Source organism: Bacillus sp. FSL R5-0585 (genome assembly GCF_038004545.1).
GTDB classification, from domain to species: domain Bacteria; phylum Bacillota; class Bacilli; order Bacillales; family Bacillaceae_G; genus Bacillus_A; species Bacillus_A cereus.
This window is the reverse complement of sequence record NZ_JBBORJ010000001.1, coordinates 3,774,497-3,790,000: the sequence shown is the minus strand read 5'-3', so window position 1 is coordinate 3,790,000 and position 15,504 is coordinate 3,774,497. Positions and strand designations below refer to the sequence as shown.

The following is a 15,504-nucleotide window of genomic DNA, read 5'->3' as shown; positions in this document are numbered from 1 at the left end:
GGGCTGTTCGCCCATTAAAGCGGTACGCGAGCTGGGTTCAGAACGTCGTGAGACAGTTCGGTCCCTATCCGTCGTGGGCGTAGGAAATTTGAGAGGAGCTGTCCTTAGTACGAGAGGACCGGGATGGACGCACCGCTGGTGTACCAGTTGTTCTGCCAAGGGCATAGCTGGGTAGCTATGTGCGGAAGGGATAAGTGCTGAAAGCATCTAAGCATGAAGCCCCCCTCAAGATGAGATTTCCCATAGCGTAAGCTAGTAAGATCCCTGAAAGATGATCAGGTTGATAGGTTCGAGGTGGAAGCATGGTGACATGTGGAGCTGACGAATACTAATAGATCGAGGACTTAACCATATAATATGTAGCAATGTTATCTAGTTTTGAGAGAACATAAAAAACTTATTGACTTTTAAAGTAAATGAGTTATAATAATGATTGTCTCAAAAGAATAATGTCTGGTAATGATGGCAGAGAGGTCACACCCGTTCCCATACCGAACACGGAAGTTAAGCTCTCTAGCGCCGATGGTAGTTGGGACCTTGTCCCTGTGAGAGTAGGACGTTGCCAGGCAATATTATTCCGCAGTAGCTCAGCGGTAGAGCTATCGGCTGTTAACCGATCGGTCGTAGGTTCGATTCCTACCTGCGGAGCCATTGGAGAGCTGTCCGAGTTGGCCGAAGGAGCACGATTGGAAATCGTGTATACGTCACAAGCGTATCAAGGGTTCGAATCCCTTGCTCTCCGCCATAGGATTTATAATATTTGGCCCGTTGGTCAAGTGGTTAAGACACCGCCCTTTCACGGCGGTAACACGGGTTCGAATCCCGTACGGGTCACCACTTTGGAGGATTAGCTCAGCTGGGAGAGCACCTGCCTTACAAGCAGGGGGTCGGCGGTTCGATCCCGTCATCCTCCACCATATAAATTTTATATGAATAGTATTATCGCGGGGTGGAGCAGCACGGTAGCTCGTCGGGCTCATAACCCGAAGGTCGCAGGTTCAAATCCTGTCCCCGCAACCAAATGGTCCCGTGGTGTAGTGGTTAACATGCCTGCCTGTCACGCAGGAGATCGCCGGTTCGACCCCGGTCGGGACCGCCATTTTAATAAGGCTCGGTAGCTCAGTCGGTAGAGCAGAGGACTGAAAATCCTCGTGTCGGCGGTTCGATTCCGTCCCGAGCCACCATTTATTTTAATAAAATACGCCGGCTTAGCTCAATTGGTAGAGCAACTGACTTGTAATCAGTAGGTTGGGGGTTCAAGTCCTCTAGCCGGCACCATGTAAGTTTCGGAGGGGTAGCGAAGTGGCTAAACGCGGCGGACTGTAAATCCGCTCCTTCGGGTTCGGCAGTTCGAATCTGCCCCCCTCCACCATTTACATAGGGGCATAGTTTAAAGGTAGAACTGAGGTCTCCAAAACCTCCAGTGTGGGTTCGATTCCTACTGCCCCTGCCAAATATATTTACAAAACATGGCGGTTGTGGCGAAGTGGTTAACGCACCGGATTGTGGCTCCGGCATTCGTGGGTTCGATTCCCATCAGTCGCCCCATTTTTATTTTAAAAATTACAAATAATCTAATGGATACTTACATATAATTAAGTAAGAATTCGATGGGCTATAGCCAAGCGGTAAGGCAACGGACTTTGACTCCGTCATGCGCTGGTTCGAATCCAGCTAGCCCAGCCATTTTTGCGGAAGTAGTTCAGTGGTAGAATACAACCTTGCCAAGGTTGGGGTCGCGGGTTCGAATCCCGTCTTCCGCTCCAATAAAATTTAATATGGCGGCATAGCCAAGTGGTAAGGCAGAGGTCTGCAAAACCTTTATCACCGGTTCAAATCCGGTTGCCGCCTTTTCTTTTGTGCCGATGTGGCGGAATTGGCAGACGCGCACGACTCAAAATCGTGTTCCTTCGGGAGTGTCGGTTCGACCCCGACCATCGGTATCATGAACGGCGTAATAAAAGACTCTACACCAAATGTGTAGAGTCTTTTTATGTTTTCATCACACTATAAAATAAGCAAAAATGGTGTGTTGGTGAAATGGTTATAAATGATTAAGGTAAACTATTCATTTAGTACATGCGATACAGTTGGGGAAAACTACAAAACAATAAAGGGATAAATTTTTATCCCTTTATATAATTTCATTATTTTATAGAGAATTTCTCCAACCTGGTGACATGAAGTTAAATCCGACGCCACCAGTAGATATTAGTACATGATCAGCTGTTAATTTCGTAATTTCTAAGAACTTCTTTTCAAACTCTTCTCTGTTGTATTTGTACATAGTTGAGTGGCATGACCACATGTGCGTTGAAGTACTCAACCAGTCTCCTAATTCCTTTAATTCAGAAAACGACTCAAATCGAATTGGTTCATCTAATTTCATGAATCTCACTTGATAGATAGTTGGGTTTAATTTTTCTCTAATTCCTTTAAAAGCATGTGATTTTTTGTCTTTTGAATGTGTCATAATTCACCCTCCATCTTTTCTTTAAATTTTTTCCTGTTTTTATTATACAACAATAGAAAACAATTATGGGAATAATATGGAAATCGTTATTGGCAATATAAAAAGACTCTAACAGAAATGTTAGAGTCTTTTTGTTAAATTATACTATGTGCTTCTAAAATTCGTAATAAACGTAGGAATTCATGTATAATATAACTTGTCGAAAGAACAAAATGATAGTGATTTATATTATGTCTGTAATATGAATCAAAAATGAACTTTTTATATTTCTTTTAAAAATGTGTTGAACACACAATATATTTCATATTAATATTTTTATGTAGATTTAAAACGGGAAAGAGAGTGGAAAGTATGGGCCGTAAATGGAACAATATTAAAGACAAAAAAGCATCAAAAGATGCAAATACAAGCCGTATATACGCGAAATTTGGGCGTGAAATTTATGTGGCAGCAAAACAAGGCGAGCCAGATCCAGAATCAAACCAAGCACTAAGAGTTGTATTAGAGCGTGCGAAAACATACAATGTTCCAAGAACAATTATTGATCGTGCAGTTGAAAAAGCAAAAGGCGGTTCAGAAGAAAATTATGACGAGCTTCGTTATGAAGGATTCGGACCAAATGGAGCTATGGTTATTGTAGATACACTTACAAATAACGTAAACCGTACTGCAGCAGATGTACGAGCTGCATTTAGCAAAAACAGTGGTAATATGGGTGTGAACGGTTCTGTAGCTTACATGTTTGATGCGACAGCTGTTATCGGCCTTGAAGGTAAAACATCAGATGAAGTTCTTGAAATTTTAATGGAAGCAGATGTAGATGCACGTGACATTCTAGAAGAAGAAGATTCTGTTATCGTGTATGCTGAACCAGATCAATTCCATGCAGTACAATCTGCACTTAAAGGTGCTGGCGTTGAGGAGTTTACAGTTGCAGAATTAACAATGCTTGCACAAAGTGATGTAACACTTCCTGAAGATGCTCAAGCACAATTTGAGAAAATGGTTGATGCATTAGAAGATTTAGAAGATGTTCAACAAGTTTATCACAACGTAGACTTAGGAGAGTAATACGATAGATGACCCTTTTCGCTTAGCGGATAGGGTCTTTTTTATGAAGTTAATTAAGGTGATGAAGTATTAAAGGTATTTTGTTGTAGGTAGGGAATATGATTATAGGGATATATAAAATATTCATTATCTCTAGGAGGCTTAATATGGAACATAAGACACCAAAGCATATCGTTGCTGTAGCAGGTTATTTAACAAATGAAAAAAATGAAGTGTTATTAACAAAAGTGCACTGGCGAGCTGATACGTGGGAGTTGCCAGGAGGACAGGTAGAAGAAGGCGAAGCGCTCGATCAAGCTGTCTGTAGGGAAATAAAAGAGGAAACAGGGTTAACGGTGAAGCCTATCGGAATTACAGGCGTTTATTATAATACTTCTATGCATATTCTAGCTGTTGTTTTTAAAGTAGCATATATAAGTGGTGAAATAAAAATTCAACCTGAAGAAATACAAGAGGCTAAATTTGTTGATTTAAATGAAGAAAACATAGATGAGTATATAACGCGTCCTCATATGAAATCTAGAACGCTTGATGCAATGAGAGCAACACAGTTTATTCCGTATGAAACGTGGGAAGTACAGCCTTATAATTTAATAGGAAGATTGTAAAGAAAAGAGTAGCCGATTTGAGATACATTCGAATCACTACTCTTTTTTTGTATACTGTTTAAGAAAAAGGTCAAAATAATAATAGCACTAGTATTGATTTGTAGAACGCTTGTTCTGTATAATAAATCTATATGTTATATACATTTAGATTACTAGATAGTCAAAAGTATATATATTTGTAGATGATATAATTAAAGTGTAAAGTGAAAATATAATAGTCTTAAGGGTTTCTCTTTTATTGGTTATTCGTGCTTTAACATAACCTATATTCAATATTTCAGATGAATAGTAGATAAAAAAATACTGTGATACAATACTTTTTTATCCCACTATTTGCTGGGCAGTAAGCCTGATTGATGAGGGCTCATTAAAGTTTCACTTTATACCTTACAATGATGTAAGGTACGTGTAAGAGAAATCGATGGGATATTTTTTTACAACAATGTATTCTTAAAGTAAGAGTTATATGCTGTGTGGAAAAGAGGTGTTCAAGATGAAAGAACGAGTATTATCTAGGGTGAACTATCATCAAAAAGTTGCATTAAATCCAATGACTAAACTTTTTTATAAAGCCATTATATTATTATTATTGTTAAGTTGTACGTTATTATTCATTGGAAATGTAATGATTGAGAAAAGTGATATTAGTAAATTACATGTACCGGCTAAGTTAGAGGTGCCAGAATCATTAACACATGCATTTATTGCGACAGAAGATAAAAGATTTTATCATCATAACGGTTTAGATTATATAGCAATTATTAGAGCCTCAGTTGAGAATATAAAGGCTGGTGGTGTCGTGCAAGGAGGAAGCACGATTACACAACAGCTATCTAAAAATGCCTTTTTAACAAATGAACGTACATTTTCTCGTAAGTGGAAAGAGATTTTTTATACGAAAAAAATTGAACGCACATTTACGAAGGATGAAATTTTAAAATTATATGTAAGTAATATTTATTATGGAGAAGGAGCGTGGGGAATTGAAAAAGCAGCAAACCTTTACTTCGGTAAAAAGGTGAACCAATTAACGTTGGCTGAAAGTGCAATGATGGCTGCTGTAGTAAAAGCACCTGCTTATTACTCACCTGCCCAAAACTATGATAAAGCAGTAGAGAGACGAAATGTCGTTTTGAGACTAATGGAGAAAGAAGGCTATATAAGCCATGATGAGTATGTTCAAGCAGTTAGTGAGAAATTAGTAATTCGTCATGATATAAAAATAGAGCAGTCGATGTTAAATAGCGCGCGTAAAAAAGCAGTAAGTTAAGAGAAGTTCCTACAGAGGAGCTTCTTTTTTTTGAATAAATTGTGACAAATTGTGACACAATATCGTCACAATTATTGTGTTTTTGTAATTTATGTGAGCGTGTTCATTGCGTGACGTATATAAGTGTTGATATTATGTGTATTGTGTACAATGCTGTATACAGAATATGAATTTAAAGAGGAATGTATATGAAATCAAATAAACTCATGGCTCTTGGTATAGTTTTTTCTATCGCAGTATTGATTGTAATTGGAACAATTGCGTATAGCATCATAAATGACAAAAAAGATAAAGGGAATGAGATGTTTGCTTATTCTACGCAACAATCTTTAGGGAAAGATGATGCTCCAGTTAAGGTAGTTGAATTTGGAGACTTTAAATGTCCTGCTTGTCGTACTTGGGATGTAACAGTATTACCTCGATTAAAAGAAGAGTATATTGATAAAGGCAAAGTGCAGTTATATTTTATTAACTTCCCATTTATCGGAAAAGACTCGGATTTAGGTGCAGCAGCTGGTGAAGCAATTTATAAACAAGATAAAGATTCATTCTGGATTTTCTATGATGAGATTTATCAAAATCAAAAGAAAGATACGGAAGAATGGATTACAGAAGATTTGCTTCTTAGCATTGTGAAAGAGAAACTTCCAAAAGTTGATGTAGAGCAATTTAAGAAAGATTTACACAGTAAAGACATTAAAGAAAAAGTACGTAAAGATTCAGATCGTGCTCAAAAATTAAAAGTTCAAGGTGCTCCTTCTGTATATATAAACGGAAATCTTGCAAACCCTGATTTCGATAGTATGAAGAAGGCAATTGATAAAGAATTGAAAAAGTGATGAGGTCTCTCATCACTTTTTCGACTTTTTTCGATAAAATTCTTGCCTCTACTTTTTTTACATGCTATACTACTTTACATAAGTTATTCTAATATCTTATATGTAATTCATATTTGCGGGTGTAGTTTAGTGGTAAAACAAGAGCCTTCCAAGCTCTGGTCGAGAGTTCGATTCTCTTCACCCGCTCCAAATTTTATTAAATGTTTTTCTATAAATTGTGATCAACGCAGTGTTTCGTTTCCGAGATAAACGAGGCATTGCGTTTTTTAATGTTTGAAAAACCTAATTACATGCGAAAATAGAAGTAAATAATAGTATTCCAAAAGTGAATTACTAACCAATAGAGTCGTTACATAAGGGATGGATTCATCTGAGGAGGCGATTAAGAGTGGATTTTGAACAATTAAAGCAAGATGTAATTGCGTATAGTAAAACAATTGGTATAGATAAAATAGGCTTTGCGAGTGCTTCTCCTTTTGAGGAATTAAAGCAGCGCTTAATCCAGCAACAACAATTAAATTATCAATCTGGATTTGAAGAGCCTGATATAGAGAAGAGAACGAATCCGCAACTGTTATTACCGGGTGCTAAATCAATTATTGCGATTGCTTTAGCATATCCTTCAAAATTAAAAAATGCACCATTAAGTAAGCGTGGAGAACGCCGTGGGATTTTTTGTCGTGCTTCTTGGGGACAAGATTATCATCTTGTTTTACGAGATCGTTTGCAAAAATTAGAAGCATATTTAATTGAAAAACTTCCGGATATAGAAGTGAAGTCCATGGTTGATACAGGTGAATTAAGTGATCGAGCTGTATCAGAGCGTGCAGGCATTGGATGGAGCGGTAAAAACTGCTCTATTATTACACCTGAATTTGGTTCGTACGTATACTTAGGGGAAATGATTACAAATGTTCCATTCCCGCCAGATAAGCCGATAGAAGATCAATGCGGGGGCTGTACGAAATGTATCGATATTTGTCCTACCGGTGCTTTAATACAGGGGGGACAGTTAGATTCGAAGAAGTGCATTGCGTTTTTAACACAGACGAAAGGATTCCTACCTGAAGAATATCGCGATAAAATAGGAAATCGTATATATGGATGTGATACGTGTCAGACTGTTTGCCCGAAAAACAAAGGAATGGATTTTCATAATCATCCTGAGATGGAGCCGGATCCTGAGCTAGTTAAACCATTATTAACGCCACTTTTAACAATTAGTAATCGTGATTTTAAAGAGAAATATGGGATTATGTCAGGGTCATGGAGAGGGAAAAAGCCACTGCAAAGAAATGCGATTTTAGCATTAGCACATTTTAAAGAAACATCGGCAATTCCTGATTTAATTGGTGTTATGAAAGATGACCCAAGACCAGTACTACGCGGAACGGCAGCATGGGCACTTGGGAAAATTGGCGGAGATGGAGTAGGCGAAGCGATTGAGAAAGCGATGGAACGTGAGAAAGATGAAGAAGTGCTTCATGAAATGAATCGCGGGCTTGAATTGTTAGCACAGAAAAAAGAGTAGATAATATTTCCCTTTTTCATATTGTAATATGGGAGGGAGACAGAATGGTTGTAAAAACGAAGATTGAAAACCAAGTACAACAATTTTTAGCATATATAACGGAGAAAAGAACGAATGTGGATGGTATTGCTGAGGATTTACTACAAATGGCAATGAGAAAGAAACAATTGTTTCAAAGACGTAGTGCACATATAGTGAAAGCAACTGCGGATGTTTCTTTCATTAGACAATTAAATAGTAATGACCATCAAGAAATTGATTATCAAATACATTTTAAATATTTAATTAAGCATAAAGAATTATTTTATATTGAAGAGGAACAATTAAAACGAAGAGTTTGTTTAAATAATAGTCGGATTATAGGCGATTATGCTATTGAAGTGTCAGAAGAAATTAGAATGGGTGAGACATTAGAAAGGGAAATTACGAAAGAGAAGTACGGTTCTTATCAGTATAATCGTTTAGAGGCAGTGAAATATGCAGAGCGTTGGTGGGATGACCGAAATCCTATGTATCGTAATTTCCCTGATAATTGTACGAATTTCATTTCTCAATGTCTTCATACTGGAGAAGTACCTATGAGCGGATATCCTAATATTCGTAAAGGATGGTGGCAAAGGGAGAATCAGTGGAGCTGGAGCTGGGCTGTTGCACATTCTTTTTATTGGTATTTGTCAGGTGCTACAACAGGACTTCGAGCAGAGGCGGTAGAGAGGCCAGAAGAACTTATTCTTGGAGATGTCATTGCTTATGATTTCGAGGATGACGGAAGATGGAATCATACGACGATTGTAGTAGCAAAAGATGCAGATGGTATGCCGCTTGTAAATGCACATTCAGCGAATAGCCGTCGACGTTATTGGAACTATGAAGACTCTAGTAAATATACACCACAAATGAAATATAAATTCTTTCATATTATTAATGGGTAGAGATTTTTCGCTCAAGTGGTATAATACGTAGTAGACAAAAAACAGAGGTGAATATCGCGTGGGAGTACATGTTGTTTTATATCAGCCAGAAATTCCAGCAAATACAGGGAATATTGCTCGTACTTGTGCAGCAACTGGAACAGAATTACATTTGATTAGACCGCTTGGATTTTCAACGGATGATAAAATGTTAAAGCGTGCAGGATTAGATTATTGGCAGCACGTAAAAATTACGTACTATGATTCAATTGAAGAATTTTATGAAAAAAATAAAGACGGTGAATTCTTCTATTTAACAAAGTATGGCGAGAAAGCTCATACAGCGTTTGACTATAGCAAGCGCGAGAAGGATTACTATTTTGTATTTGGAAGAGAAACAAACGGCTTACCAGCTAATGTAATCGAAGAAAACTTTGATCATTGTTTACGTATTCCAATGACAGATAAAGTACGTTCATTAAATTTATCTAATACAGCAGCAATTTTAATTTATGAAGCGTTCCGTCAACAAAATTACCCTGGATTAGATTTAGAAATCGTTTATTAAAAGTCGCCATATGGCGACTTTTTTTTATAAAATAAAAATAATATATAATCATACATTTAAAAGAGGGGACATAATCATATAGAATGGGATATATGATTAAAAATGGATAAGACGGGTTGAGATAAATATGAAGGAAGAATATAGTAATCAAAATACCTTTTTAAGTATGATAGATATGGATTTAATTAGACAAGGATTATTACATGCTATTCAAGATTTAGTATTCATATTGAAAGTTATTGATAATGAAACGTTTCAATATATGTATGTGAATAAAATAGGAATGGATTATGCTAGGTTAAGCGAAGAGTGCTATGGAAAAACCTTTGCAGAAGTATTACCAAAAGATATAGCGGGGATATTGCAAAGGCAATATGCAAAAGTAGTGAGAGAAGCGAAAGCACACACCTTTTGTGATGTAGTCAATTTACCAAAAGGTGAGATACACTATGAATCTTCACTTAATCCTGTCTGCGACGAAGAAGGAATATGTCAATTTGTTATTTGTATTACAAGAGATATTACAGCTCAAATTGAGGAGAAGACAGAGATAGAGGAAAAACAAATGTTATTTAAGTCGTTACTGGAATATAATAATGACTCAATTATATCTATAGATTCTATAGGGAGAGTTACATATGCAAATCCGGCAACGTATGAAATATTTGGATACCGGTATGAGGAATTAAATAATAAATTTATTTTTGAATTCATTAATAAAGAATATGAAAAAGATTTTCAAATTATATTTAAGGGATCGATGCAAGGAAAAGCAAAACAAATTGTTTCAAAGAAATATGTTCATAAAGAAGGGTACGAGCTATATATTTCTTTGAGAACTATCCCGATTATTGTGAACGGTGAAATTGTTGGGATTTATATTGTTACAAGAGATGTTACAAGGCAAGTATTAAACGAAATGCGAACAGAATATTTAGCTTACTATGACCAGTTAACGGGATTAATGAATAGAATTTCATGTACAAATAAGTTAAATACTTTTTTAAATGAGAGTGTAAATTTTGCACTTGTATTTATAGATTTAGATGAGTTTCATCGTATTAATGATACATTTGGTCATAAAGAGGGAGATAAAGTATTACAAAAAGTTACAGAATGTTTAAGCAATCTAAAAATAGAAGATATGCACTTATTTAGAGAACACGATGATCAATTTGTTATGTTGATAGAAAATATAACGAAAGAATATGTAGAGGAAGTTGCAAAAAGCATATTAAAAAACATTAGTGAATATTTTGTAATCGAAGAAGAAGATGTATATTTAAGCGCGTCAATTGGAATTGTAATGGCTCCAGCAGATGGAGAAGATGAAAAAATACTATTTCAGAGAGTCGATGCTGCTTTAGAAAAAGCAAAAGAAAAAGGAAAAGGACATTATCATTTTTATTGTAGTGGATTAGACTGTGAGCGTGAACAAAGGTTTATAATAGAAAATCAATTACATCGTGCTATAGAAAAAAATGAATTTTTCTTATATTATCAGCCACAAATTAATATTGAAACGAAAAAAATAGCTAGTATGGAAGCTTTAATAAGGTGGGAGAATAAGGAATTAGGATTTGTTTCTCCAAACCAATTTATTCCGTTGGCAGAAAGAACAGGATTTATTATTAAGCTGGATGAATGGGTAGTAAATCAAGTGTGTCAGCAATTGCGCGAATGGTTAAATAAAGGGTATGATGTGGTCCCAATTGCAGTTAATATTTCAGCTAGACACTTTCGTTCTATTACATTAATAGAGATGATTACACGGGCTTTAAATAAGTACAATGTACCAACTCATTTATTAGCGATAGAGGTTACAGAAGGAGCTCTTATACATAAAGATATATCGAAGAGAGTGTTACTACAATTAAAAGAGCAAAATTTAAAGATTCATTTAGATGATTTTGGAACGGGCTATTCATCTTTAAGTTATTTAAAAACATATCCAATTGATACTTTAAAAATTGATCGTTCTTTTATGGAAGGTATACATATAGATGAACGTGATACGAATATTACAGCTGCAATTATTCATTTAGCTCATACTTTAGAATTAAATGTAATTGCAGAAGGAGTAGAAAAAAAGGAGCAAATACAGTTTTTGAAAGAAAAGAATGTGAAGCTTGTACAAGGTTATTATTATAGCCGACCACTATCCAAATATGATATGGAAAATATGTATTATAAATAAAAAAAATGATGTGCTAAAAGCACATCATTTTTTATGTGTACCTGGTTTGTCATTGTAACCGGATGTAAAAATAGCTGTAAGAAATGTGAGTGATACACCTAAAATTAATAATAATTTCATACTAATATCCTCCTTACTTTTTTCGGTTCATGAGTTTTATTTATTACCCAAAATGTATGTAAGGTTCTTAGAAGAAAAGAATTTATTTATAATGAATAGCAGTGTAAAAACGTTAATACCTATATTATACAGAATTTTCTTTGAATTTTGGAGAGAATTTTAGTGTGCTATTATATATTTCGTTTTGATTTAAAGAATGTTTAAGGACATCCTAGCATACCTTTTATAATAATCCGATTGAACAAGGAGATGGGGGAGGAGCTATAATGGATATTCTAAAAAAGATTGAACAGCATCGAGCAGCAGAAGAACGTTTACAATGGGAAGGTACGTTTGCGGAGTATTTGGAGCTTGTGAAAGAAAGACCATGGGTGGCTCAAACAGCACACTCTCGCATTTACAATATGATAAAAGATGCTGGAATTGAAGAAGTTGATGGTAGAAGAAAGTATAACTTCTTTAGTAATCAGCTCTTTGGATTAGAGGATGCTCTAGAACGTCTTGTAGAGGAATATTTTCATCCATCTGCAAAACGATTAGATGTTAGAAAAAGAATTTTATTATTAATGGGTCCTGTTAGTGGAGGGAAATCAACGTTAGTTACAATGTTGAAACGAGGATTAGAAACATATTCAAGAACAGATCGCGGAGCAATTTTTGCAATTAAAGGATGCCCAATGCACGAGGATCCACTGCATTTAATTCCACATCATTTACGAGATGATTTCTTTGATGAGTATGGGGTTAGAATTGAAGGGAATTTATCACCACTAAATGTCATGCGTTTAGAGCAAGAATACGGATCAAGAATTGAGGATGTAGTTGTAGAGCGTATTTTCTTCTCTGAAGATCGTCGTACAGGGATTGGTACATTTAGCCCGTCTGATCCAAAATCACAAGATATTGCAGATTTAACAGGTAGTCTGGACTTTTCTACGATTGCAGAATATGGTTCAGAATCAGATCCGCGTGCGTATCGATTTGATGGAGAATTAAATAAGGCAAACCGAGGAATGATGGAGTTCCAAGAGATGTTAAAATGCGATGAGAAGTTTTTATGGCACTTATTATCGCTTACGCAAGAAGGGAATTTCAAAGCGGGAAGATTTGCGCTTATTTCAGCAGATGAATTAATTGTAGCGCATACGAATGAAACAGAGTATCGCTCATTTATAGCAAATAAGAAAAATGAAGCATTGCACTCAAGAATTATTGTAATGCCAGTTCCTTATAATTTACGAGTAAGTGAAGAAGAACATATTTATGAAAAAATGATTCGTGAAAGTGATGTATCGAATGTTCACATTGCACCACACACACTTCGCGTTGCAGCAATGTTCACCATTTTAACTCGTTTAAAAGATCCGAAGCGTCCGGATATTGATTTAATTAAAAAAATGCGTTTGTATGATGGAGAAACGGTAGAAGGTTATAATGCGATTGATGTAGAAGAATTACAACGCGAATATCAAGATGAAGGTATGAAGGGTATTGATCCTCGTTATGTCATTAACCGAATTTCGTCTACAATCATTCGAAAAGAGGTACCATCTATTAACGCGTTAGATGTACTTAGATCTTTAAAAGATGGGCTAGATCAGCATCCATCCATTAGTAATGAAGACCGTGAACGTTACATGAACTTCATCTCATTAGCGAGAAAAGAATACGATGAAATCGCGAAGAAAGAAGTACAAAAAGCGTTTGTTTATTCATATGAAGAATCAGCTAAGACGCTTATGGATAATTACTTAGATAACGTCGAGGCGTACTGCAATAAATCGAAATTACGTGATCCGTTAACAGGAGAAGAAATGAGTCCAGATGAAAAATTAATGCGCTCAATTGAAGAGCAAATTGGAATTTCAGAAAATGCTAAGAAAGCGTTCCGTGAAGAGATTTTAATTCGCATTTCTGCTTATGCCCGTAAAGGAAAACGTTTTGATTATAATTCACATGAACGTCTTCGTGAAGCGATTCAGAAAAAACTATTTGCTGATTTAAAAGATATAGTGAAAATTACAACGTCAACGAAAACGCCGGACGAAAATCAGCTTAAGAAAATCAATGATGTTGTTGCGCGTTTAATTGATGAGCATGGCTATAATTCTTCTTCAGCAAATGAATTACTACGCTATGTAGGTAGCTTGTTAAACAGATAGTTTGATAACAAAACGCTGTCTCTTGTATTTTGCGGGACAGCGTTTTATTATCCGTTCATATGTGTATAAAGTGTCATACCTTGTCCAAATGTAATAAATTAAGATGCAATTTTATGAATTTATTGTCAATTATTTTTACAATATGCATATGATAGAGTAACCAACCATTCATACGAAAAAAGCCAACACAATACAATATGTTGCAAAGTAAAAATATGTGCAACAATGCATTGTGTTTCTTTCTTATCAGTGGCTGAATATTTCTTTCTATTATGTGAGTGGCAAAATTTTGTTTAGGATGCTCGGGGTATTGTATGAAAAACGTTATAAATGTTTATGGGATGATTTTCTGTGGGCAGTTACCTTTCAAACATTCTAGCTTGCACATTACAGAACAAAATTTATAGATTGCTGTTCATACAGGAAGACAATTACAGTAAGGAGGGAAAGGAATGGGCGAAGAAAATCAACCAAATTATACGATTTCACAGGAAAACTGGTCCCTCCATCGCAAAGGATATGACGACCAACAGCGCCATCAAGAAAAAGTACAAGAGGCAATTAAGAATAATTTACCCGATCTTGTAACAGAAGAAAGTATAGTTATGTCTAATGGCAAGGATGTTGTAAAAATACCAATTCGTTCTCTAGATGAATATAAGATTAGATACAATTATGATAAAAATAAACATGTTGGGCAAGGAAACGGTGACAGCAAAGTTGGTGATGTCGTTGCGAGAGATGGATCAGGTGGTCAAAAACAAAAAGGGCCAGGAAAAGGGCAAGGAGCAGGAGATGCAGCTGGGGAAGATTACTATGAAGCTGAAGTCTCTATTTTAGAATTAGAGCAAGCGTTTTTCAGAGAGTTAGAACTGCCTAATTTAAAGAGAAAAGAAATGGATGAAAACCGGATTGAACATGTTGAATTTAATGACATTAGAAAAACAGGATTATGGGGAAATATCGATAAGAAACGAACAATGATATCCGCATATAAACGAAATGCAATGAGTGGTAAAGCATCTTTTCATCCAATTCATCAAGAAGACTTAAAGTTCCGCACTTGGAATGAAGTATTAAAGCCAGATTCAAAAGCTGTTGTATTAGCGATGATGGATACGAGTGGATCGATGGGAATATGGGAGAAATATATGGCACGTAGCTTCTTTTTCTGGATGACAAGATTTTTACGCACAAAGTATGAAACAGTTGATATTGAATTTATTGCTCATCATACAGAAGCGAAAGTCGTTACAGAAGAAGAATTTTTCTCAAAAGGAGAAAGTGGCGGAACAATATGTTCCTCCGTATATAAAAAAGCATTAGAACTTATCGATAATAAATATTCACCAGACCGCTATAATATTTATCCATTCCATTTTTCAGATGGTGATAATTTAACATCAGATAATGCTAGATGTGTAAAGCTTGTTGAAGAGCTAATGAAGAAGTGTAATATGTTTGGGTATGGGGAAGTGAACCAGTATAACCGCCATAGTACACTCATGTCAGCCTATAAAAATATTAAAGATGATAATTTCAGATATTATATTTTAAAGCAAAAAGCAGACGTATTTCATGCGATGAAAAGCTTTTTTAGAGAAGAATCAGGTGAGAAAATGGCATAACCTCTTTTAAAGAGGTTCTTTTTTTGTAAACTTTTTATTTTTTCAGTTGACAATGATAATGAAAATCATTATCATTTATTCGAGAAATGATTACATTTCGAATTATATATTTCGGAGGAGATGTAA

11 protein-coding genes, 16 tRNA genes and 2 rRNA genes (1 of these 29 running past the window's edge) are annotated in these 15,504 nt (G+C 35.6%); 28 read left to right on the top strand and 1 reads right to left on the bottom strand.

What is annotated here, in order from left to right; genetic code table 11:
- The 17 genes from MKY38_RS19615 to MKY38_RS19535 all read left to right on the top strand — a co-directional run.
- Positions 1-352 (top strand): 23S ribosomal RNA (locus MKY38_RS19615); it begins 2,570 nt to the left of the window's first position.
- A 100-nt stretch (positions 353-452) separates the two neighbouring features.
- A 5S ribosomal RNA gene (gene rrf / locus MKY38_RS19610) occupies positions 453-568 on the top strand.
- Between the two features lie 8 nt (positions 569-576).
- A tRNA-Asn gene (locus MKY38_RS19605) sits at positions 577-651 on the top strand.
- Between the two features lie 2 nt (positions 652-653).
- Positions 654-745: transfer RNA gene (locus MKY38_RS19600), tRNA-Ser, on the top strand.
- Positions 746-762: 17 nt separating this feature from the next.
- A tRNA-Glu gene (locus tag MKY38_RS19595) sits at positions 763-837 on the top strand.
- Between the two features lie 4 nt (positions 838-841).
- Positions 842-917: transfer RNA gene (locus MKY38_RS19590), tRNA-Val, on the top strand.
- A 26-nt stretch (positions 918-943) separates the two neighbouring features.
- Positions 944-1,020 (top strand) — tRNA-Met (locus MKY38_RS19585).
- Positions 1,021-1,023: 3 nt separating this feature from the next.
- Positions 1,024-1,099: transfer RNA gene (locus MKY38_RS19580), tRNA-Asp, on the top strand.
- 9 nt (positions 1,100-1,108) lie between these two features.
- A tRNA-Phe gene (locus MKY38_RS19575) sits at positions 1,109-1,184 on the top strand.
- 18 nt (positions 1,185-1,202) lie between these two features.
- Positions 1,203-1,278 (top strand) — tRNA-Thr (locus tag MKY38_RS19570).
- 10 nt (positions 1,279-1,288) lie between these two features.
- Positions 1,289-1,372 (top strand) — tRNA-Tyr (locus MKY38_RS19565).
- Positions 1,373-1,379: 7 nt separating this feature from the next.
- Positions 1,380-1,453, top strand: a tRNA-Trp gene (locus MKY38_RS19560).
- 19 nt (positions 1,454-1,472) lie between these two features.
- Positions 1,473-1,548: transfer RNA gene (locus tag MKY38_RS19555), tRNA-His, on the top strand.
- 63 nt (positions 1,549-1,611) lie between these two features.
- Positions 1,612-1,686, top strand: a tRNA-Gln gene (locus tag MKY38_RS19550).
- A 5-nt stretch (positions 1,687-1,691) separates the two neighbouring features.
- A tRNA-Gly gene (locus tag MKY38_RS19545) sits at positions 1,692-1,766 on the top strand.
- A 14-nt stretch (positions 1,767-1,780) separates the two neighbouring features.
- Positions 1,781-1,851: transfer RNA gene (locus MKY38_RS19540), tRNA-Cys, on the top strand.
- A gap of 10 nt (positions 1,852-1,861) precedes the next feature.
- Positions 1,862-1,943, top strand: a tRNA-Leu gene (locus MKY38_RS19535).
- Between the two features lie 209 nt (positions 1,944-2,152).
- Here the strand turns inward: MKY38_RS19535 and MKY38_RS19530 are convergent.
- Entirely contained in the window at positions 2,153-2,473 is a 321-nt protein-coding gene (locus MKY38_RS19530; protein ID WP_000149746.1) for a DUF3884 family protein, read from the bottom strand.
- Positions 2,474-2,824: 351 nt separating this feature from the next.
- Here MKY38_RS19530 and MKY38_RS19525 point away from each other — a divergent pair, with 351 nt between their 5' ends.
- From MKY38_RS19525 to yhbH, 11 genes are all read left to right on the top strand, one after another.
- Complete coding sequence (locus MKY38_RS19525; RefSeq protein WP_000532952.1) at positions 2,825-3,544, top strand: YebC/PmpR family DNA-binding transcriptional regulator; 720 nt, start codon at positions 2,825-2,827, stop codon at positions 3,542-3,544.
- A 146-nt stretch (positions 3,545-3,690) separates the two neighbouring features.
- Positions 3,691-4,152, top strand: coding sequence for an NUDIX hydrolase (locus MKY38_RS19520; protein ID WP_341049496.1), 462 nt, complete (start codon positions 3,691-3,693; stop codon positions 4,150-4,152).
- A 493-nt stretch (positions 4,153-4,645) separates the two neighbouring features.
- Positions 4,646-5,422, top strand: a complete 777-nt coding sequence (locus tag MKY38_RS19515; protein ID WP_000664715.1) for a transglycosylase domain-containing protein — start codon at positions 4,646-4,648, stop codon at positions 5,420-5,422.
- Positions 5,423-5,610: 188 nt separating this feature from the next.
- The gene (locus tag MKY38_RS19510) at positions 5,611-6,261 is read left to right on the top strand and encodes a DsbA family protein (RefSeq protein WP_341049492.1); all 651 of its coding nucleotides are present in this window, start codon (positions 5,611-5,613) and stop codon (positions 6,259-6,261) included.
- Between the two features lie 115 nt (positions 6,262-6,376).
- A tRNA-Gly gene (locus MKY38_RS19505) sits at positions 6,377-6,450 on the top strand.
- Positions 6,451-6,649: 199 nt separating this feature from the next.
- Positions 6,650-7,792 carry a tRNA epoxyqueuosine(34) reductase QueG gene (gene queG / locus MKY38_RS19500; RefSeq protein WP_000345216.1) on the top strand — a complete coding sequence of 381 codons (1,143 nt, stop codon included), beginning with the start codon at positions 6,650-6,652 and terminating at the stop codon, positions 7,790-7,792.
- 44 nt (positions 7,793-7,836) lie between these two features.
- Positions 7,837-8,724: an amidase domain-containing protein gene (locus MKY38_RS19495; RefSeq protein ID WP_000260594.1), complete on the top strand. Its 888-nt coding sequence runs from the start codon at positions 7,837-7,839 to the stop codon at positions 8,722-8,724.
- A gap of 58 nt (positions 8,725-8,782) precedes the next feature.
- Positions 8,783-9,271 carry a tRNA (uridine(34)/cytosine(34)/5-carboxymethylaminomethyluridine(34)-2'-O)-methyltransferase TrmL gene (gene trmL, locus MKY38_RS19490; protein WP_000538147.1) on the top strand — a complete coding sequence of 163 codons (489 nt, stop codon included), beginning with the start codon at positions 8,783-8,785 and terminating at the stop codon, positions 9,269-9,271.
- Between the two features lie 127 nt (positions 9,272-9,398).
- Complete coding sequence (locus MKY38_RS19485) at positions 9,399-11,468, top strand: sensor domain-containing protein (protein WP_044307500.1); 2,070 nt, start codon at positions 9,399-9,401, stop codon at positions 11,466-11,468.
- A 386-nt stretch (positions 11,469-11,854) separates the two neighbouring features.
- Positions 11,855-13,750, top strand: a complete 1,896-nt coding sequence (locus MKY38_RS19480) for a PrkA family serine protein kinase (protein ID WP_000353273.1) — start codon at positions 11,855-11,857, stop codon at positions 13,748-13,750.
- Positions 13,751-14,202: 452 nt separating this feature from the next.
- The gene (gene yhbH, locus MKY38_RS19475) at positions 14,203-15,378 is read left to right on the top strand and encodes a sporulation protein YhbH (protein ID WP_000503519.1); all 1,176 of its coding nucleotides are present in this window, start codon (positions 14,203-14,205) and stop codon (positions 15,376-15,378) included.
- The last annotated feature ends 126 nt before the right edge of the window (positions 15,379-15,504 follow it).